The 20144-nt window shown below is 39.6% G+C and carries 16 protein-coding genes; 8 read left to right on the forward strand and 8 right to left on the reverse strand.

Annotated elements, in window-relative coordinates; genetic code table 11:
- Window positions 1–373: 373 nt before the first annotated feature.
- Together QQK05_RS16845 and trmA are read left to right on the forward strand one after the other, a co-directional pair.
- Complete coding sequence (locus QQK05_RS16845) at window positions 374–823, forward strand: RNA recognition motif domain-containing protein (protein ID WP_284300803.1); 450 nt, start codon at window positions 374–376, stop codon at window positions 821–823.
- 151 nt (window positions 824–974) lie between these two features.
- Window positions 975–2078 (forward strand): tRNA (uridine(54)-C5)-methyltransferase TrmA, encoded by a 1104-nt coding sequence (trmA, locus tag QQK05_RS16850; protein ID WP_284300805.1) that lies wholly within the window; start codon window positions 975–977, stop codon window positions 2076–2078.
- Here trmA and fabR read toward each other — a convergent pair.
- Complete coding sequence (fabR, locus tag QQK05_RS16855) at window positions 2071–2700, reverse strand: HTH-type transcriptional repressor FabR (protein ID WP_284300807.1); 630 nt, start codon at window positions 2698–2700, stop codon at window positions 2071–2073. The genes trmA and fabR overlap by 8 nt on opposite strands.
- A 189-nt stretch (window positions 2701–2889) precedes the next feature.
- Here fabR and QQK05_RS16860 point away from each other — a divergent pair, with 189 nt between their 5' ends.
- The 3 genes from QQK05_RS16860 (at window position 2890) to QQK05_RS16870 (ending at window position 6026) form a co-directional block, all read left to right on the forward strand.
- Window positions 2890–4008, forward strand: coding sequence for an acyl-CoA desaturase (locus QQK05_RS16860; protein ID WP_284300809.1), 1119 nt, complete (start codon window positions 2890–2892; stop codon window positions 4006–4008).
- Window positions 4009–4089: 81 nt separating this feature from the next.
- Window positions 4090–5526, forward strand: a complete 1437-nt coding sequence (gene sthA / locus QQK05_RS16865; RefSeq protein ID WP_284300811.1) for a Si-specific NAD(P)(+) transhydrogenase — start codon at window positions 4090–4092, stop codon at window positions 5524–5526.
- A 2-nt stretch (window positions 5527–5528) separates the two neighbouring features.
- Window positions 5529–6026: a SixA phosphatase family protein gene (locus QQK05_RS16870; protein WP_284300813.1), complete on the forward strand. Its 498-nt coding sequence runs from the start codon at window positions 5529–5531 to the stop codon at window positions 6024–6026.
- 22 nt (window positions 6027–6048) lie between these two features.
- On the opposite strand, the gene QQK05_RS16875 is transcribed toward QQK05_RS16870, so the two are convergent.
- The 3 genes from QQK05_RS16875 to QQK05_RS16885 all read right to left on the reverse strand — a co-directional run bounded on the left by QQK05_RS16875 (window position 6049) and on the right by QQK05_RS16885 (window position 9381).
- Entirely contained in the window at window positions 6049–6408 is a 360-nt protein-coding gene (locus QQK05_RS16875; protein WP_284300815.1) for a hypothetical protein, read from the reverse strand.
- A gap of 11 nt (window positions 6409–6419) precedes the next feature.
- Window positions 6420–8987: a sensor domain-containing phosphodiesterase gene (locus QQK05_RS16880; RefSeq protein ID WP_284300817.1), complete on the reverse strand. Its 2568-nt coding sequence runs from the start codon at window positions 8985–8987 to the stop codon at window positions 6420–6422.
- 136 nt (window positions 8988–9123) lie between these two features.
- On the reverse strand, window positions 9124–9381 hold the full coding sequence (locus tag QQK05_RS16885) for a hypothetical protein (RefSeq protein ID WP_284300820.1): 258 nt from the start codon (window positions 9379–9381) through the stop codon (window positions 9124–9126).
- 162 nt (window positions 9382–9543) lie between these two features.
- Here QQK05_RS16885 and QQK05_RS16890 point away from each other — a divergent pair, with 162 nt between their 5' ends.
- Window positions 9544–10383 carry a 2OG-Fe(II) oxygenase family protein gene (locus QQK05_RS16890; RefSeq protein WP_284300822.1) on the forward strand — a complete coding sequence of 280 codons (840 nt, stop codon included), beginning with the start codon at window positions 9544–9546 and terminating at the stop codon, window positions 10381–10383.
- 38 nt (window positions 10384–10421) lie between these two features.
- On the opposite strand, the gene QQK05_RS16895 is transcribed toward QQK05_RS16890, so the two are convergent.
- The gene (locus tag QQK05_RS16895; RefSeq protein WP_284300825.1) at window positions 10422–13589 is read right to left on the reverse strand and encodes an efflux RND transporter permease subunit; all 3168 of its coding nucleotides are present in this window, start codon (window positions 13587–13589) and stop codon (window positions 10422–10424) included.
- A 3-nt stretch (window positions 13590–13592) separates the two neighbouring features.
- On the reverse strand, window positions 13593–14777 hold the full coding sequence (locus QQK05_RS16900; protein WP_284300826.1) for an efflux RND transporter periplasmic adaptor subunit: 1185 nt from the start codon (window positions 14775–14777) through the stop codon (window positions 13593–13595).
- A gap of 353 nt (window positions 14778–15130) precedes the next feature.
- Here QQK05_RS16900 and QQK05_RS16905 point away from each other — a divergent pair, with 353 nt between their 5' ends.
- Both QQK05_RS16905 and QQK05_RS16910 read left to right on the forward strand, forming a co-directional pair.
- A complete protein-coding gene (locus QQK05_RS16905) occupies window positions 15131–15583 on the forward strand; it encodes a tellurite resistance TerB family protein (protein ID WP_284300828.1) in 453 nt (150 codons plus the stop codon).
- A 60-nt stretch (window positions 15584–15643) separates the two neighbouring features.
- Window positions 15644–16480, forward strand: coding sequence for a CvfB family protein (locus tag QQK05_RS16910; protein ID WP_284300830.1), 837 nt, complete (start codon window positions 15644–15646; stop codon window positions 16478–16480).
- Here the strand turns inward: QQK05_RS16910 and QQK05_RS16915 are convergent.
- Window positions 16467–17573, reverse strand: a complete 1107-nt coding sequence (locus QQK05_RS16915) for a diguanylate cyclase domain-containing protein (RefSeq protein ID WP_284300833.1) — start codon at window positions 17571–17573, stop codon at window positions 16467–16469. The genes QQK05_RS16910 and QQK05_RS16915 overlap by 14 nt on opposite strands.
- Before the next feature lie 112 nt (window positions 17574–17685).
- Window positions 17686–20133, reverse strand: a complete 2448-nt coding sequence (locus QQK05_RS16920; RefSeq protein WP_284300835.1) for a TonB-dependent receptor — start codon at window positions 20131–20133, stop codon at window positions 17686–17688.
- Window positions 20134–20144 lie beyond the last annotated feature (11 nt).

The raw sequence follows: 20144 nt of genomic DNA on the forward strand, positions 1-20144 counted from the left end.
CATTTTAGGGATTTTTTATCACACGTCAACACTTATTTTAAATTAATTTACTGTTCGGTCGTTTTATATACAAACCGCATAAAATAAGCGCTCTAAGTCGTAGTTATTGTTTTAAACACGTTAAATTTCGGATAAATCACCAAACAGCTAAATAAACAAAGTGTTCTTCAAAATATGATCTGAGTTTTAGTACTTATGTACGTTTTTAGCATGTAAATGGTACTTTCTGTCTTTACCACTACTTATTACCTTGCTTTCCCCGATTTATTAACTCTGGTCAAAAATTGGCATTATATTTGTTGCACTATAGTAAAAGGTGGGTAACATAGAAATTGCTATTTTTATTTTAAAAACAATAATTAGGTAGATATTTATGAATTTCCCATTCTTTATAAAGGCAGTTGTAATTGCACTTGCCATTGCCGGAATCACGTATTTTATTTCGGGCGCCCTTTCTATGGAACCACAAGCTGCTGCAATCGGTGCATTTGTCGGTACGTTACTTGGTTTCCTTATTTCTAATCAGTTATCAGGTGGAAGTGACGATGGTGCCAATGACGAGGTGAAGACTCTTTACGTTGGTAATTTACCATACCGTGCAAATGAAGCAGCTGTAAGGCACTTATTTGCTGAACACGGATATGTACACTCCGTTCGTTTGATGAAAGACAAAAACACAGGGAAGAGAAGAGGCTTTGGTTTCGTTGAAATTTCAGCTAAAGATAGTGATAAAGCTATTAAAGCGCTAAATGATACAGAATTTCAGCAGCGAACTCTAAAAGTGCGTGAAGCCAAAGAACGCCCTGAGAAATCTGACGACTAATACCTTACATATTATTAAATAGTTTAAGCCCGCGTTAAGCGGGCTTTTTATTGTCTATATTTTATTATTCCTATTTCATTAGCTAACTTTAACTAGACATTCCACATTTCAACGCTAGAATTCGCTCGTTATTTATTATTAGGTACTTATTATGTTCAGTCATGTTACGCCAGAGAATTACGAACCTCAGCTTGAAGAAAAGCGCATTTCAATGGAAACATTATTTGCTGAGTTTGATTTACCTAAGACTGAAATTTTCCGCTCTGAGCCACAAAATTATCGCCTAAGAGCTGAGTTCAGGCTTTGGCACGAAGGAGACGACCTTTTCTTTATTATGTTTAATAAAGAAACTAAGGAAAAGTTTAAGGTTGAAAGCTTTCCTGTTGCTAGCAAACTGATCAATAGAGCAATGCAGGTATTACTTAATGATATCCGCGATAAGAAAGTATTGCGTGAACGCCTGTTCCAGGTTGATTTTTTATCAACCAAAAGTGGTGAGCTTCTTATTAGTATGCTCTATCACAAACCGTTAGACGATGAATGGCAAAATCAAACGATGGCTTTACGTGATAGATTAAATACTCAGCTAGGTAAGGTTGATATCGTTGGTCGAGCACGAAAACAAAAAGTTATTTTAGATAGAGACTTTGTTGATGAAGTACTTCATGTAGATGGCCAGGCGCTAAAGTACCAACAAGTAGAGAATAGCTTTACCCAGCCAAACGGAGGGGTAAATGAACACATGTTGTCTTGGGCAAAATCGGTTACTCAAAACCTTCAAGGCGACTTAATAGAGTTATATTGTGGCAACGGTAATTTCAGTATTGCACTTGCAGACAACTTTACACGCGTTTTAGGTACCGAAATATCAAAAACATCGGTGAACTCAGCCCAACTAAATATTGCCTCAAATAACAAAGACAATATCAAAATTGTTCGTATTTCTAGTGAAGAATTCAGCCAAGCAATGAATGGAGAAAGAACCTTTCGACGTTTAGCTGATATTGATTTAACGGATTATAATTACGAGACAGTGCTAGTCGATCCACCACGTGCGGGCCTTGATGATGATAGCTTAGAGTTAGTGAGTCGCTTTGAGCGAATCGTGTACATTTCTTGTAACCCCAATACACTCAAAGATAACTTAAAAACGTTAAGTAAAACTCATGAAGTGAAAAATTTCGCTCTATTTGATCAGTTTCCTTTTACTGATCACATAGAGACTGGCGTTTACTTAATTAAGAAAACTAACTAGCTTTTTGCTTATTTGTAATTCTGGCACTGAAGTCAGCTGCTCCTCTTGCAATAAAACGCAGCTGACTAATCGTTCTTTGCGATAACAGATCTCTTTCTGCTTCATTCATATCTAATGCATCAGCGCCCGCTGAAAACACTACAGTTACAGCAGCATCTGCCTGTAATAAAGCAATTTCATGATCAAGCTGATTTGCAGCTTGTAAGTAATCCGCAAGTTCCAACGTAAAGTAACGAATCTCACGACTAACGGCCGCACGAAATTCAGCCGAGGTACCTGAGCGCTCACGTAATAAAAGGCGAAAAATATTCGCGTTATCATCAATAAATTCCATAAAGGTCTTCACTGAAATATTGATAACTGAACCACCTTTTTCAATCCGTTGTCGCGCTTGTCTCATCAGCTGTCGGAGTGTTAAACCTGCTTCATCAACTAGGGTAAGTCCTAGTTCATCCATATCAGCAAAATGACGATAAAAAGACGTTGGCGCTAATCCGGCTTCCTTTGCTACTTCTCTTAAACTCAAACTCGAGAAACTTCGCTCAGCACTTAATTGATTTAGTGCCGCATCAATCAGTTGACGTCTTGTCTTTTCTTTCTGTTGGGCTCGAACTCCAGTCATTTCCACTTTCTACTAATAACGATTTTTCACTATCATACGCAATGGTTAGTTCATTGTCATGAAGTGGTGAATTTTCTTAATACTTTCGTCGTAAATTATTAACGAATTATCTATAGACTGCTGGCTTGACCTAATCTTTTGGCGTACACTTGTTAGCTGAAAGTATCAATTCTCATTTTTGGAAGATTTATGAATAAGCCTAAGATTATCTGGCTAAACGTTTTCGTTTTCTTAACGACCTTTCTATTTGCTGCAATCGCCGTTCCTTACCGTGCAATTACCCATGGTTTTGATATGGCTGAAATCGTGATGGCAGTTATTTGTTTTATCTATTGTGGTATGTCAATTACCGCTGGTTACCACCGATTATGGTCACATAAAACATACCAAGCTCATTGGAGTTTGCGTTTTATTTTCGCTTTAGGTGGTGCTTTTGCACTGCAAAATAGTGCGCTTCATTGGTCATCAGATCATCGTATTCATCACAAACATGTTGATAACAATGATAAAGATCCGTATTCCGCTAAAATGGGGTTTTGGTATTCTCATATCGGTTGGATGCTTCGTGAATATCAAGCGAGTCGTTATAGCAATTATGAGAATGTCCGTGATTTACAAAAAGATAAAATCGTCATGTGGCAACACAAGCACTATTTAGTATTAAGTGCCTTAATGAATTTTGGTGTACCTTTGATTTTTGGCTTCATCAATGGTGATATTATCAGTGCCTTATTATTAGTCGGTGTTCTGCGACTTGTATTAAGTCACCACACAACGTTTTTCATCAATTCTCTCGCTCATATTTGGGGTAAGCAAACCTATACCGACAAAAATACCGCCAGAGATAACGGCTTTTTAGCGTTTTTTACTTTTGGTGAGGGTTACCATAATTTTCACCATATTTTCGAAAATGACTACAGAAATGGTATTCGATGGTGGCAGTTTGATCCAACCAAATGGCTAATCAAAGGGTGTGAGTATTTGAATCTGACCTCTAAACTTCGTGTCAGCCCAGAAGATAAAATAGAAAAAGCTAAGTTATCGATGACGTTAAAACGTACACAACAACGTTTGGCAAAACATCCCAATGCAGAGCTGATGTTAGCTAAACTGCAAACAGAATATGACTTAGTTGTAGCGAAATTAAATGACTTTTACGATGCCAAAAAGCAACTTTTAGCTAACAAAAAAGCTGAGTTAATGAGCGACGTAGAAAACTCAGAATTACATAAGCAATACATTGAGTTGAAAGTTCGCTTTAACGAACAAAAGAAAAGCTTTGTTACGATGAGCGCATCTATTGCATAAATAAACTTAAGTATTACTTAATTTAAATCCAATTCCTGTTAAACTTTTCAATAAGATATTGCAGGAATTGGATTTTTTATTGTGTCTAAGAAAAAAGTAGAAAATGACGCACAGCAAAAAGCTGTTCAATATGACTTTGATGCCATCATCATCGGCAGTGGCCCAGGTGGTGAAGGAACCTCGATGGAGTTGGCCAAAAAGCAAAAACGCGTCGCCATTATTGAACGATATAAGGATGTTGGTGGCGGATGTACTCACTGGGGCACAATTCCTTCTAAAGCACTTCGCCAAAGCGTAAGTCGACTTATCGAATACAATTCAAACCCTCTATTTCGTAGACACGAGAAAGCAAAACATTTAACTTTTTCAGATATATTGAAACATGCCGAAGCGGTAATTCGTAAACAAGTTCAATTGCGCAGTGGCTTTTACGATAGAAACCGTGTTGAGCACATTGTTGGTGAAGCTTCATTTATCGATGAACATACCTTGAAGGTAGTTAAACCAGATGGCTCTGTTGAACAAATAACGGCAGAACAAATTGTTATCGCAACAGGTTCACATCCATATCGTCCTGATGATATTGATTTTAGTCATCCTAGAGTTTACGACTCTGATACCATTTTATCTCTTGCTCACGATCCTCGTTCAATTATTATCTATGGTGCAGGTGTCATTGGCAGTGAATATGCGTCGATCTTTAGAGGCTTAGGTGTAAAGGTTGATTTAATAAATACTCGCGATCGCTTGTTATCATTTTTAGATGATGAAATTTCTGATTCGTTAAGTTACCACTTGTGGAATAACGGTGTTGTTATTCGCCACGGTGAACAGATTGAGCGTGTAGAAGCCAATGATGACTCAGTGATTGTTCACCTTGAGTCAGGTAAAAAAATGAAAGCTGATTGTTTATTATGGGCTAATGGTCGAACAGGTAATACGGCCGACCTTAATTTAGCAAATGCTAACCTTGAAGCGGATGGCCGTGGTCAGCTAAAAGTAAATGATCAATATCAAACCAGCATAGAGAATATCTATGCAGTTGGCGATGTTATTGGTTACCCAAGTTTAGCTAGTGCTGCCTATGATCAAGGCCGTCTGGCAGCGTCGGCAATGATTGATCATAGAAGCACTGCAAAATTAATTTCCGATATACCTACAGGAATTTATACTATTCCGGAAATCAGCTCTGTTGGAAGAACAGAACAAGAGTTAACGGAAGCTAAAGTACCGTATGAAGTAGGTCGTGCCCAGTTTAAACACTTAGCAAGAGCACAGATTGCCAACAGTTTGGTAGGCTCACTAAAGATCCTCTTTCACAGAGATACAAAAGAGATTTTAGGTATCCACTGTTTCGGTGAAAACGCTGCGGAAATCATTCATATCGGCCAAGCGATTATGCAACAAAAAAATGGTGGCAATAATATTGAATATTTCGTTGAAACCACCTTCAACTATCCAACAATGGCTGAAGCATTTCGGGTCGCAGCACTTAATGGTTTAAACAGATTATTCTAATCATGAAGCTAGTAACGATTGGATTTCTTAGCTCTATATTATTACTTGCGCCAAGGTTAATGGCGCAAGAGTTCACTGTTTACTTAACACGCCACGCTGAAAAGCAAACGGATCAAGAAAACCCTAGCTTAACAAAGTGCGGTATATCAAGAGCACACCAGCTCGCTGAATTACTAGAGCTTGCAAATATAAAGGCCGTATACAGTACACCATATAATCGTACGATAGAAACCGCCACGCCTGTTGCTAATAAACTTGGCTTGGCGGTCAAGCAATACTCGCCAAAGGCGCTTGATATGTTCGCAGTTGACCTGCTAAAGGCTAAACAAAATGTTCTTGTTGTCGGCCATAGCAACACAACACCTGTGTTAGCTAGCTTTCTCTCTGGAGAGGAAATTAAGAAGATCAGTGAGAGTCAATTCAGGTTATTATTTCAAATCACCATAAACGAAGATGAGCGAACAATGACGCTTTTACAGCAACCGCTCATTTGCGAATAAAAAAAGCGCCTAAGCGCTTTTTTTATTTTTGATTGCTTTCGCCTTTTTTAATCAATTCAACAGAGGTCAATTCAAAAGGTGTTCCCCACTGCTGTATTGTCATCACATCAGTCAATTTTTTACCCGTTACTTTTAATACAGTACCAGCATGGTGATGCTCTTTAGCGAGATTCATCGGTAGAAGTTTCTCACCATTTTGAGTCACTAAGCCATAAAAACCACCTTCTAATGTTAGGTATTCGACGGTGACCGTTAATTGGTTAACATTATCCGTTGGCTTTTCAACCTGTGTCTCTTGGGCACTTAGCTTATTTTGAGAAACAGGCTCTTGCTTACAGGCCACTATAGTCAAACCGCACAATAGAACTAAAAGATATTTCATCAACTTCTCCCTCAATCATCGAAACTCATCATCGTCGGCACATTCTCAGCGGGCATTGGTTTTGCGAAGAAATAGCCTTGCCCGTAATTACAATCCATACGTTGTAGTAATTTAGCATCCTGCTCTTGCTCGATACCTTCACCTACCGTTGCCATTTGTAAATTGGTTGCCAAATCAATAATTGTTTTGATGATCGCACGGTTATTTTCGTGCTCTTGGACGTTATTAATAAAGGACTTATCTATTTTCAATACATCAATTGGGAAGCGATGCAAGTAACTCAAACTTGAATAACCTGTTCCAAAATCATCAAGCAAAATTTTAAAGCCAAGTTGTTTCAGGGCTTTCATATTGGCCAATACAACATTATTATTTTCTAATAACGCTCGCTCGGTGATTTCGAGACGAATATGTTGCGGCGAAACATTATGCGCTTCGGTAATTCTTTTTATTTCATCAGGTAAGGTCGGATTAAAAAAGTGGTTACAGTAAAGGTTACAACTAACATAAACATCGTTGAGACTGTGCTCTTCCTGCCAAATTTTTAAATTCTGACAGCTCTTTTCTAAGATTTGTAAATCAATTTGCATTATCAAGCCGGTTTCTTCGGCTAATGAAATAAACTCATCAGGATAAACGAACCCACGTTTGTAACTTTGCCAGCGGGCTAACGCTTCAAAACCAACAACATTACCATCATCAAGATTAACTATCGGCTGAAAAAACGGCAAAAACTCGGAACGTTCTATGGCTTCACGCATGTCTGCTTCAAGTGTCAACGCATTCTGTACCTTTTGGTGCATTGATGCATCAAAAACTTCGAAACGCCCTTTGCCTTTATCTTTGGCGTGGTACATCGCTGTATCGGCATCTCGCAACATAATGTCTGCACTTGCATAGCGTTCATCACTAAACAGCACACCAATACTGGCCCCGATAAACACAGGTTGCTTCTCAATCTCAAATGGTCTTTCTAGCATTTCAGTAATGCGCTGAGCTATCTCGTATGCTTCATCATGGTTTTCGAGATCTTCGATTAATATAACAAACTCATCGCCACCTAATCTTGCGACGGTATCTTTTTCTCTGATGATGTACTTTAGTTCTTTGGCGATGATTTTCAGTAATAAATCGCCGGCGTGGTGACCTAAACTATCGTTAACGACTTTGAATCGATCTAAATCCAAAAACAAAACAGCAAATTGCATGTCGTTTCGGCGTTTTTGGCAAGCAATGGCATGATCAACAAGGTCAATAAAGACCGTTCGATTTGGCAATCCAGTGAGTGCGTCATGCGCTGCCGAATGCTTTAATAACGACTCCATTTGCTTACGCTGCTTAATTTCTTCTTCTAGCGCATGCGTTCGAATTTTTACTTGTTCTTCGAGCATTTCATGTGTTCTGCGCTCATAATCAATGGACTCTCGTCGCTTGATTGCATTCGCTACGTGCTGCGCAACAAAGTTTAATAACTCAGAATCAGACTCAGTATATAGAACATCTGCTTGATAACTTTGAATCACCATGGCGCCAATGATCTGATCATCGATTTTTAAAGGCACACCAAGCCAAGAAGTTGAATGGCCCTGGGGTTTCGACGTCACGCCGTCAGCATGCAATTGCAACATCTTCGAACGATCAAGTAAGACTTCCTTACCTGACCGAATAACCAATTCAGTGTAATGATTAGACATCTTTCGCGGTTTGAAGTCGTGCGCATGATTTTCAGAGAGTTGATCAACAAAATATAAAAAGCTGAGGGTATCACTTTCTTTTTGGTACTTTGCCACAAAGAAGTTTGAAGCATTGATCAGCTGGCCAACAATATTATGCACTTGAGAATAGAAATGATCTAAGTCCAAGGTGCCTTCCGACGCCAACTCAGAAATACGGAATAACGATTCCTGCAACAACTCAGACTTTTCTCGCTCACGAATTTGTTCCATCAATTCACTTGTTCTTGCTGAAACCGCTTTTTGCAATCTATCAGTATCTTGAACATGAGTCAGTGCCGAAACAATGTGTTGAGCAGCAAAATTGAGCATTTCCAGATCTGCTTGCTGATAACGCATACTTTCAGAATAACTTTGGACAGCGATGACCCCAATAATATAACCATCGTCGATCAGAGGTACACCTAACCAATCGATACTATCCGAGCCAACATTGGAAATCTTACCTTGCGCTTTGAGTTCTGATAATAATTCAGGCGTAGCTAATAATGATTTGCCTGAGAGAATAACGTAGTTTGTTAGTGAGCCTTTGAACTGCTCAAACGCAATTTTTCCCGCAGGCGCAGTGTCGAATTCATCAACATGATAGACAAACTCTAACTCTTCAAAGGTTTGGTCATAAAGCACAATATAAAAATTGCCAGCGACCATTAACGAAGCAACCACTTTGTGAACTTGATAGTAAAAATCGTGAATATCACTACACTCACTCAACAATGAGTTGAGCTTAAATAGCGCATCGTGACGATCAGCAAGGTACTGATACTCTTTTTTAAGGGTATCAATTTCTGATTGAAGTTCAGCGTAATCTTGCGCTGAATGTTGTTGATGTTGCGGCTTAGTCATACAACCGAAATGAAAAAGTTATGCATTAAACTTAGCACATAATGGACTTTTCCACGCCAAATATCTACTACTTGGCGCAAGTAATAACATCCTGTTAACTGACTTATTATATTCATTTGTCTTTAGTGAAAGTCTGTTAACCTTTTTCAGCTTTACACGAGTTTACTTGATGGTCGTCTTTGTAATAGCGAGACTTAACACAATCCTGTTCATATCGACGCTCTAGCTCCTGTAAGCGAATTGGCTGGCCTTTCGCTTCCTTCATTTGTTTATTCAATAACTGGCATTGTTGAATTTGTTTTTTTACTTCAGCGGGATCTTCACACTGCTCAGTCGTTGAACTACATGACGCTAAAAAAACTGTCGTAAAACATAAAGCGATAATTCTATTCATAAATTTCCTTATTTCTTACTTTACATTAACAATCTCATATTAATGGCCAATTGTGTAGTTAAATAAAAAAGATGACCAAATGGTTAAAAAAATTTGTATTTTCTATGGTATTCACTATATTTGCCTTTAAAATGTCCATGTAATTTTTGAGGATAAAAGTATATGCAAGTACAAGTAGTTGATTATCTCGCTGATGACGCACCACAGAAGTTCGTTCAAAGCTTGAGAGAAACAGGCTTTGGTGTGTTAATTAACCACCCAATTAAAAAAGAGATGGTAGAGTCTATCTATAAAAATTGGTACGAGTTTTTCTGCACTGATGAAAAACAAGATTTCGCCTTCGATCCAGAGAAGCAAGACGGCTTCTTTTCATCCGAAGTGTCGGAAACTGCAAAGGGCCATACTAAAAAAGACATCAAAGAATATTATCATGTCTACCCTTGGGGCCGCATTCCAAGCCAACTAGAAGAAGAAATTCTTAATTACTATAACACTGCTTCGGATCTAGCTGCTGAATTACTCGATTGGGTTGAAGCACATAGTCCAGCTGATGTATCAGCGCATTATAGTGAAAAGCTGTCTAACATGATCAAAGATACACCGAACACATTACTACGTGTATTGCATTACCCTCCGCTACAGGGCGATGAGGAGCCAGGTGCCATCAGAGCTGCTGCGCATGAAGACATTAACTTGCTAACTATATTGCCGGCTGCCAATGAACCAGGACTTCAAGTCCAACGCCAAGATGGGAGCTGGATGGACGTTCCTTCAGATTTCGGTAACCTGATCATCAACATTGGTGATATGTTACAAGAAGCCTCTCAAGGATACTTCCCTTCAACTAGCCATCGTGTGATCAACCCTACAGGTAAAGCGAGTGACAAATCTCGTATTTCTTTACCATTGTTTTTACACCCACGAAGCGAAGTTAAGCTCTCTGAACGCCACACTCAAGAGAGTTACTTACTTGAGCGCCTAAAAGAACTCGGCGTTAAGTAATTTACGCAATAAAAAACGGAGCCTAAGCTCCGTTTTTCTTATGACATTGTTTTTGTCGCTATTTGTGGCTCATCGCTCACTCCAACCTCAGTTTGCGGTTGCTTCTTTCTACGTCTTCTCAGATTCTTGATATCTTCAATGACTAGATAAAGTGAAGGGATCATCACCAGTGTTACCACGGTCGCGAACAACACACCAAACCCTAACGAAACAGCCATTGGGATTACCATCTTAGCCTGCATGCTCGTCTCTAACATAATAGGTACTAAGCCGATAAATGTCGTAAATGAGGTTAACATGATCGCTCTAAAACGCTTACAACCAGACCACACTACTGCATCGTATAATGACACGCCTTGTGCTCTTGTCTTATTGACATAATCGACCATTACCAAAGAGTCATTTATTACTACACCTGCGGCAGCAATAATTCCGAACATAGATAAGACGTTTAAGTCTAGGCCCAATATCATGTGACCAATCATGGCTCCAACAATACCAAATGGAATAACCGTCATAATCATTAATGGCTGTGAGTATGACTTCAATGGAATTGCTAATAAAGTAAAGATAACCATTAATGACAATACGAAGTCACGCATTTGTTTTGCTTGACCTTCCATCTCTTCTTGGATTCGGCCAGAGACTTCACTTTTCACTAATGGGTATTTACGCAGTAGCTCTGGTACAAAATTCTCACGAATGTCATTTGCTACTTTGTAAGGCTCTACTTGCTCTGCATCTACCTTCGCCCAAACATTAATTGTGCGATTACCATTTTCACGGCGAATACGTGTTACACCATCAGTTAACACAATATCAGCTAACTGTGACAGTGGTAGCTCAGCACCATTTGGCGCTTGAATCATTACGTCTTCAACATGGCCAACAGCGCTACGTTGCTCTAGTGGATAACGAATCATCACTTTCACTTCTTCACTATCACGAAGAATACGTTGTGCTTCTAAACCATAGAAACTATAGCTAACTTGTGATGCGATATCAGATAACGTTAAGCCCATCGAATAAGCAAGCGGTTTCAGCGTAAATTGAACTTCTTTGGCGCTTGTTTGGCGACTATCATTGACATCGCCAACACCTTTCAGGCTATTTAATTTAGCTTTCAGCTCTTTAGCAGCGGCAAGAAGTTGCTCGTCGCTTTGACTTTCAAGTCTAAACCCAATATCACCGTCTTCACGATCGCCACCAAATAAATTGTCATCAATTCTAAACTCTTTAACACCCGGTAATGTCGGAATTGCCGTACGCCATTTATCCGCCAATTCAAAAGTATTAAGAGGACGCTCTTCAGGCTCTACTAACTTCACCATGATATTACCGCGAGTTCGGCTACGTAGGCTCACATCCATATCGGAAATCATACCTTTACCGTATTCAGCCTTAATATCTTCATCAACCTTATACAAGATGCGCTCGATCGTTAGTAACGTATCTAACGTTGCTTGTTCAGCAGTATCCGTATTCATTTGAATTTCAACTCTCGGAAAGTCATGAGGGACTTTAGGTTGACCGATAAAGCGAACAACACCACCTTCAAACATACCTGCAGCAATAATTAGAATACTAATGAAAAACATCATTACGCCGTATCGGTAGTTTAGAAATACCTTAAGCGAAGGGCGATAGAAATTTTCAATAACATGCTTCATCCCGTTATCAACAGCCATTCGAGCTCTGTCTAATGGGTTTTTCGGATTGATAGGTTTTACTTTCATTGAGATCAAATGAGCAGGAAGAATTAGCTTTGATTCAACAAGTGAAAACAACAAACAAAAAATAACAACAAAGCCGATAGATTGACTCCATGCTGACCCTGGGCCATCACCCAGTACCAAGGGTACAAACGCAGCTATTGTGGTTAGTACGCCAAATGTTGCTGGCATTGCAACACGTTGCACACCCTTTATGACACTCTCAGCACTATGACCTGATTCTTCTATCTCAGCATGAGCGCTTTCACCCATAACAATAGCGTCATCAACAACGATACCTAATACAAGAATAAAGGCGAATAAGCTCGTGATATTTATCGTCACATTGACAAATTCAAGCGGCATAACAAGTAATGTACCCAAGAAACATACTGGTAATCCCATCATTACCCAGAACGCCAATCGAATACGTAAAAACAATGCAAGCATTAAGAATACTAACACCGCACCACTTTTCATGTTGTCTAGCATCATATCTAGACGACCTTCAAGGTAGTAGGTCAAATCAACCCATGGCTCAATACTCACACCTTCAGGTAAGACTTTTTGCTTTTCTTCAACAAATTGATTAATTACACGTGCAACCGCTGTAATATCTTGGTCTTCTGCCGCACCAATAAAGAAGGTAACAGCGTTTTTGCCGTTGAATTTTTGATAATGTAACCCTTCTTGGAAGCCATCAATCACTGTAGCTACTTCACCAAGTAATACTTTAGTCCCGTCCTGAAGTGTGATCAGTGGAATCTGCTCAAACTCATGACCACGGTATGCTTGGTTCTCTACACGTAGACTAATATAGCCATTAGCACTGCGAATTTGGCCCGCAGACATATTACGAGAGTAACCCCTTACAGCTCGTGCAACATCAGGAAAACTCAAATTGTATTCACGTAACTTGTCTTTGCTGACTTCTATTGAAATTTCGTAACCTAAACCCGAATAAAACTCAGATACATTTATCAATGGTAACTGTTGAATTTCATCATGGATTTTCTTACCAAGAACTTTTAGTTCACGTGGTGACAAATCGCCATATAGGCTCAACCACATGACTTCTTGACGATACTTGATGCGCTCAACCGTTGGACGTTCCATGCCATCAGGAAAAGAAGAGATAGAATCAATTTGCGACTTAACTTCTTCTAAAACAACTTGTGGATCATAATCATCGTCTACTCGAAAATAACCGCTCGAATAATTTCGATTTGAGTAAGTAATCACTCGCTCTAGACCTTGAACAGTCTCTAGTGCTTCCTCAATTTTTATGGTAATGCCTTCTTCAACTTCCTGTGGTGCAGCGCCTGGATATACTGCACTAAACTCAAGCCAGTTGATCTTGAATTGAGGGAACATTTGTTTACTGATTGTATTTGCGGTAAGTAAACCACCGACTAGGATAAACACCATCAATAAGTTTGCGGCAACACTGTTGCGCGCAAACCAAGCAATTAAGCCTTTTCTTGTCGGATCCATGACTTACTCCTTGATACTTGCTATTTGAGTATCACCTTCCACTTCACTATCTTCTTCAATCAAGTGCTTAGGAAGAGCAAGCTGCATACCATCTACTGGGTAGTCTAATGCAGAAGTAATTAACTGATCACCTTGATGTAAGCCTTGCGAAATGATTACGTTAGCACCTTCTTGACGAACAATTTCCACGGGAACATATCGCAATTTCATTTCTTCATCTAAAATAGCTACTTTGTTTTCAACGACTAAATAACGAGGAATAGCTGTCGCAGAAGAAACCTTTAGACCAAGAATATCTGCAGTTACATATGATCCAAAGCGAACAGGTTTGTCGTTATGCTTTAACCCGTACGGATCATTAATTTGCGCAACTAAGTAACTCATACCAGAGTTAGAATCAATGACACCTTCACTTCGTGCAATAGTCGCTTGCCATTGGCGTTTCTTACCAGCGTATGTACCCGAAAGAACTACTTCGGCTTTGTTGCCACCATCAACCAAGAACTCTAACTGGCTATCGGCAACAGGTAATCGAACTTCAGCAACGTCTGTTCCTAACAATTTACCAACCATTCGGCCCGTTGAAACGTATGCGCCTAAGCCAATTTCTCTACTCTCAATCATCGCATCGTATGGCGCTTTGATTTTTGTGCGCTCTAAATTACGTTTTGCACGTAGCACGCTTGCTTGAGCTGCTTTAACTCGCGCAAGCTCCTTTGCGAGTTGAGGTTTACGCAAACTCAGTTCAGTTGGCATTGTATCGGTAATACGATTCCATTCTTTTTCAGCAACTTTACCGTGAGCAACTTCTTGCTCTAATGCTGCTTTAGCATTAGCAAGATTTGCATCTGCTTCAATTAATGCCGCTTCATAATCACTCGGATCGATCTTAGCTAAGATTTGTCCTTTTCTTACGAAACCGCCTTTGACGAAGGCATCAGATAACTCAACGATTTGACCGCCGACCTGTGCAACTAATTCCGTTTCATACTTCGGCATAACTACACCATATGAATCTACACTAAGTTGTTTCGACTCAACATTCACAGGTGTCACTGCTACGATAGGTGTGTTGTCTACTTTTGGTTTTTCCGCCGGTGGTTTTTTCATGCTTGCAAAAGCACCGTATATACCAACGCCCATCACGAGAACAACAATAGGTACGATAATTTGTTTTTTCCGTGTCACGATAATTTCCTCAATTTCCAAGCTCTAGTGACTATTAATTACAAGTTTACGTTAAAATTCGTAATCAAAGGTCAACAATGTGTAACGGACTATTACAATAGGTATGCCGAAATGGCGAAAAAGTTTAACCCTTACAAAAAAATATTTTTTTAATATACATATCAGCAACTTAACCTCATCATTAAATAATACATTTTCATTTTTTCCCCATCATCTAGCAACCTCTCCTATACAGTTATTAGTGATATTTACCAAAACTTAGCGAGAATTTAACTTTATTGATAAAAACTAAAACTAGTCGAAAGAATAGAAACACGTTATAGATTAAGTATGTAGTTTAATAAGAGAGTCATATGCTAGCGAAGATTAGATCCTTTTTCGAAGAATTGAATGCCAGTTTAGACGACACAGAAAAAACAACGGTATCTTTAGAACTTGCCTGTGCAGTCCTGCTTTGCGAGGTTATGCGAGCCGATCATGAGATTGATGAATCTGAAGAAATTGCTGTTAAACAAATGCTCCACAATCATTTTCATCTCGATACTTCACAAGTCGAAGAAGTCATGGAGCAAGCCTTGAGCCATAGCGAAGAAGCAAATGACCTTTACTTTTTTACGTCAAAAATAAACAAACAATGCGATATTCCCCAAAAGATCCATATCGTAGAGCTACTTTGGCAACTGGCATATTCTGATGGTGAAGTGGCCAGTATTGAGCAACATATCATTCGCAAAATTGCAGATTTATTGCATTTGCGCCATCACGAGTATATCTCAGCAAAAACAAATGCATTAACAGCGAAATAATTTCTACGCAGCCTCAACATTTAAGGTAAAATAAAGGTTTTAGCTCTCAAGAATTTTCACATGGCACAGATCGGCTCATTTAATCAACTTTCGGTAATCGACTTAATTACTCATGGAGCAATCCTAGATGGAGGAGAGAAAGGTGAAATACTTCTACCGAATCGCTATGTGCCTGAGAACTGTCAAATTGGCGACAGCATAGATGCGTTCATTTACGCCGATTCACAAGATCGTTTAGTTGCAACAACTCAACGTCCAAAAGCTCAAAGTGGTGAGTTCGCTAGCCTGAAAGTTGTTCAAACCAATAAAATAGGTGCGTTTCTTGATTGGGGACTACCTAAAGACTTGCTTGTCCCATTCAACAATCAGCAACGTCCAATGGAAGTTGGAAAGTTTTATTTGGTACGTGTACTCACGGATGAACGCACCGAGCGTATCGTAGCATCAACAAAACTCGATAAATTTTTAGATATTTGGCCGGCAGATTACGAGCAAGGTGAGCAAGTTGACCTGATTATCGCAGGAAAAACAGATTTAGGATTCAAAGCTATCATTAACCATCAGCACTGGGGATTGATTTTCCAAAGTGACATTTTCAAACCCTTACGCACAGGTCAACGATTGAAAGGCTATATCAAACAGGTGCGTGAAGATGGCCGCGTTGATTTAGTATTGTCTCGTGCAGGTAAAGGTAAAGTCATCGACTTCAAAGAGCAGTTACTCGCTTACCTTGAAGATAACAACGGTTATTGCGACATTCATGATAAAAGCTCGCCAGCTCTAATTCAGAAAACGTTTGGTGTGAGTAAAAAGGCGTTCAAAGCAACCGTTGGCCACTTGTTAAAGCTTGAAAAAATTACCCTTGAGCCGAACGGAATACGCCTCAAACAGCCTTAGGTTGTGTGCAGCTAAATTGGTAATTGTTTTTCCCTGAGCGCTTGACTAATAACATGGCTTCATCAGCACTTTGTCGCAATGCTTTAGCATCGCTAGCATTGTCAGGATAAATTGCGACACCAATACTAACGCCAACAGTGAGTGACTTTTGCTCAAACTGAAAAGGTGTTTTAAGAGCTTCAATTATCCTTTCACAAAGCGATTGCAGTTCAGTTTGACCAGCAATATCAGGGACAATAATAAGAAATTCATCGCCACCAATTCTACAACATGTATCTGTTGCCCGAATAGCTTGATTAAACCTTAGGGCAATTTGTTGCAGAATAGCATCCCCTGCAGCATGCCCAAAGCCATCGTTAATCGACTTAAAACCATCCAAATCTAGATAAACAAGCGCACTTCGTGATTGGTTCCGGTTAGCCAGCGCTATCGCCATCTCTAATCGGTCATCCGCAAGTCTTAGGGACGGCAAGCCAGTTAACTGATCATGATTTGCTAGATGTTCAATTTCTTGTTTTTGTTGATAGGTAAGAGCCAAGCGCTCTCGCAACTCTTCCATCGTAGTCCCCATAACATTGGAGAGCAGTTGAGCAAAGGTAAAGAAGACAATAGTAAACATCACCCAGGTATTAGTTGCTGTTAAGTAGCTGCTATAGTCGATGTTCGAGCTCAAAATGCCATAATGCCAAAGCCCGCCAAAAAAACACATAATTAGTGTGGTCAAAATTAACGCGTAGACACTTGCTCTCTTGCCAGCAACGACAGCGACTAGGAAAATAACGATAGAAAAAGCCAAATACCCCGCAGAAACCAAGCCAAATTGCCAAAAGCCACCAAGACCAATTAAGGCGTAAAAACCGATGCATGAATAGACTTTGACTTTGTAGGACAGACGATGACGAAAGAGAAAGGTGACCAGGCTCGAGATAATTAAAAGGCCATGAAGAAAGTGAATTGGTAAAACACCAAGCTCATAGATACGTAATAAAGAAGTGCTTCCGCCCAGTATTCCTACTACACAATTAGTTGCAGTGGTGTTATTGATAAAGTTATGCTGAATTCTTTGATAGGACTGTAACACGACACCACTCATTTTGTTTCTTACTTATTAAGCATAGTAGACTTTTCTTCAAAAACTTATGTGCAGTTACAGGCAATAAAAAAGGCGCTATATAGCGCCTTTGTAATTTAACATTGTTTATGGATTAGAAACTTCCACGAACACCTAAGACAAAATTGCGTCCTGGTAATGGTGCTTCCTCTTTGATAAACGACGAATGCACTCGCGCTTCTTCATCAAGTAAGTTTTCACCTTTAGCAAAAATAACTAGGTCGTTACCTACACCTTCAATGTAATAATTGAAGTTCAAGTCTACCAACGTGTAGCTATCCGTAGTTTCTTCTAGTTCGGCAACATTGTCTTGCTCGAAGTAGTGTGAAACAGCTAACTTAGTATCAAACTGGTTACCTTGGTAATCAAGAACCAAACCAGCGCGCATTGGCGGAATACGTGGTAAGTATTTGCCTTGAACGTTGTCATCAAACGTTGCTCTAATGTAGTCAGCAAATACCGTTGTCTTAAGTGAGTCGTTTACTCGGTAAACAAACTCAGACTCAATACCCGTAATTGTTACGTCGGCTTGACGGTATGCGTATACAGGTAGCTCGTCACCGTGCTCATCTTCATGACCGTCTTCATCATGATGCTCATCTTCATCATGGTGTTCTTCATCTTCATGATGCTCATCTTCGTCGTGATGTTCTTCATCTTCATGATGTTCATCGTGACCATGATCATGACTAAACTCGGCAAATAAGCCTGTATTGTCTAAGTAGTAATAGTTGTCGATTTGGTTGTAGAAACCAGAAATAACGAAACCAAAGTCACCTTCAAATTTACGCCATGTAATATCAATATTCTTAGATGTCTCTTTTTCTGGCTCAACACCACTTAACTCAACATCGATGTGATCATCATGCATCTCTACATCGTAAATCGCACCCACCTCGAACGTGCCTGTGCCGATGTGAGGGCCATTTGAGTATAACTCTGCTGCAGACGGTGCACGCTGAGAATAAGACATTGAAAAGCCTAAATTGTAGCCTGGTTGGTAATCCCATACTAAACCAATAGAGCCACTCACAGGTGTAAAATCAAAGCTTGGAATATCAGCATCTTGCGACGCTTCAATATCTACGCTTTCAGCACGAACACCTAGTTGTAGCAATACATCATTATTTAAATGCTTTTCTTCTAACCATGCTAATGCCCACGTTGTTGTTTTTGATGGTGGTGTAAATGCCTCTTCACCAATCGCTTCAAAGTCAGACTCTTTGTAATGCAGTGTCCAAGCCCCTTTAAATCCATCCATTTCTCGGTGAAATAAGTCAACTCTCAATTCAGTAGAGTCGTTTTCAAACGTTGTCCCAACTTCACCATTCTCTAGCTCAGCATGTTTGTAGTCTGTGTATGCAAATTTAGCTGCCATGCGATTAATGAATTGATCATCAAATGTTAACTCAGACAAAATTTGGAAACGCTTTTGCTTCATGTCGGCAAAAACACTTTCTTCTTCATGCTCTTCTTCGTCATGGTGCTCATCTTCATCATGGTGTTCGTCTTCGTCATCATGATGCTCTTCACCATGGCTATGACCAGGAATACCATAGGTATTATTCATTTCACCATATGAGAAACCAATAAAGCCATTATCAAGTAAGTAGCTCGCGCCGATTGTAAAGCCATCAGCTTCCGACGAGCTATTAGCTAATACCTCTTCATCGGTAGGGATGTCGTAATCATCAGTATCACGAATAAAGCCATCTGCGTGAAACGCAAAGTCACCAGATCCAGTATTAAAGTTGAATGAGCCTTCATTTCCATCAGATACACTGTTGTATGCATATCGATAATCGAATTGCGTTTCAGTTGATGTCGGTACGCGCGTATCAACTACATTGACTACACCGCCGATTGCTCCACTTCCGTAGAATAGAGTTGCCGGGCCACGAAGTACTTCTACTTGCGTTGCTGTAGCCGTTTCCGTTGAAACGACATGATCAGCCCCAACTCGAGAAACATCACCCACATCTAATCCATTTTGCGTGATCATAACGCGAGGGCCATCTAAGCCACGGATGATAGGGCTACTTGAGTTAGGTCCAAAATAGGATGAATGAACACCAACTTCGTGCTTTAACGTTTCACCAAGTGTTGCTGATTGCTTAGCTGATAATTCATCACCAGCTAATACATTAATCGGTAATGCAGATTCAATTGAAGAAGCATGTAATGGCGTTGCAAAAACATCAATTACTTCTAATACAGTTGGTGATAAAGTTACATTTAAGTTGTTCAAACCTTGTTCAGTAACAGTTACTTTTTGCGTAACATGACCAAAAGATTCGGCTTTAATATGTAATTCAGATTGACCTAAGCTAACTTTATCAAAGCTAAAGTTACCCATACTGTCTGATTTAACTGTCTTAGTTTCATTTAATTCGACAAGTGCGTTTGCGACAGGTTGACCTTTTTTGTCTACGATCTGACCTGAAATAGTGTTAGCTAATGCTGGTACTGCAAAGGCAGACAATACTGCAGCTGATAGCACCGTACGCGCCCAATTTGGACGCGAATTAATACGCGAGCTCATTGCTCTTCTCC

Source organism: Thalassotalea loyana, assembly GCF_030161435.1.
Classification (GTDB): Bacteria; Pseudomonadota; Gammaproteobacteria; order Enterobacterales; family Alteromonadaceae; genus Thalassotalea_G; species Thalassotalea_G loyana.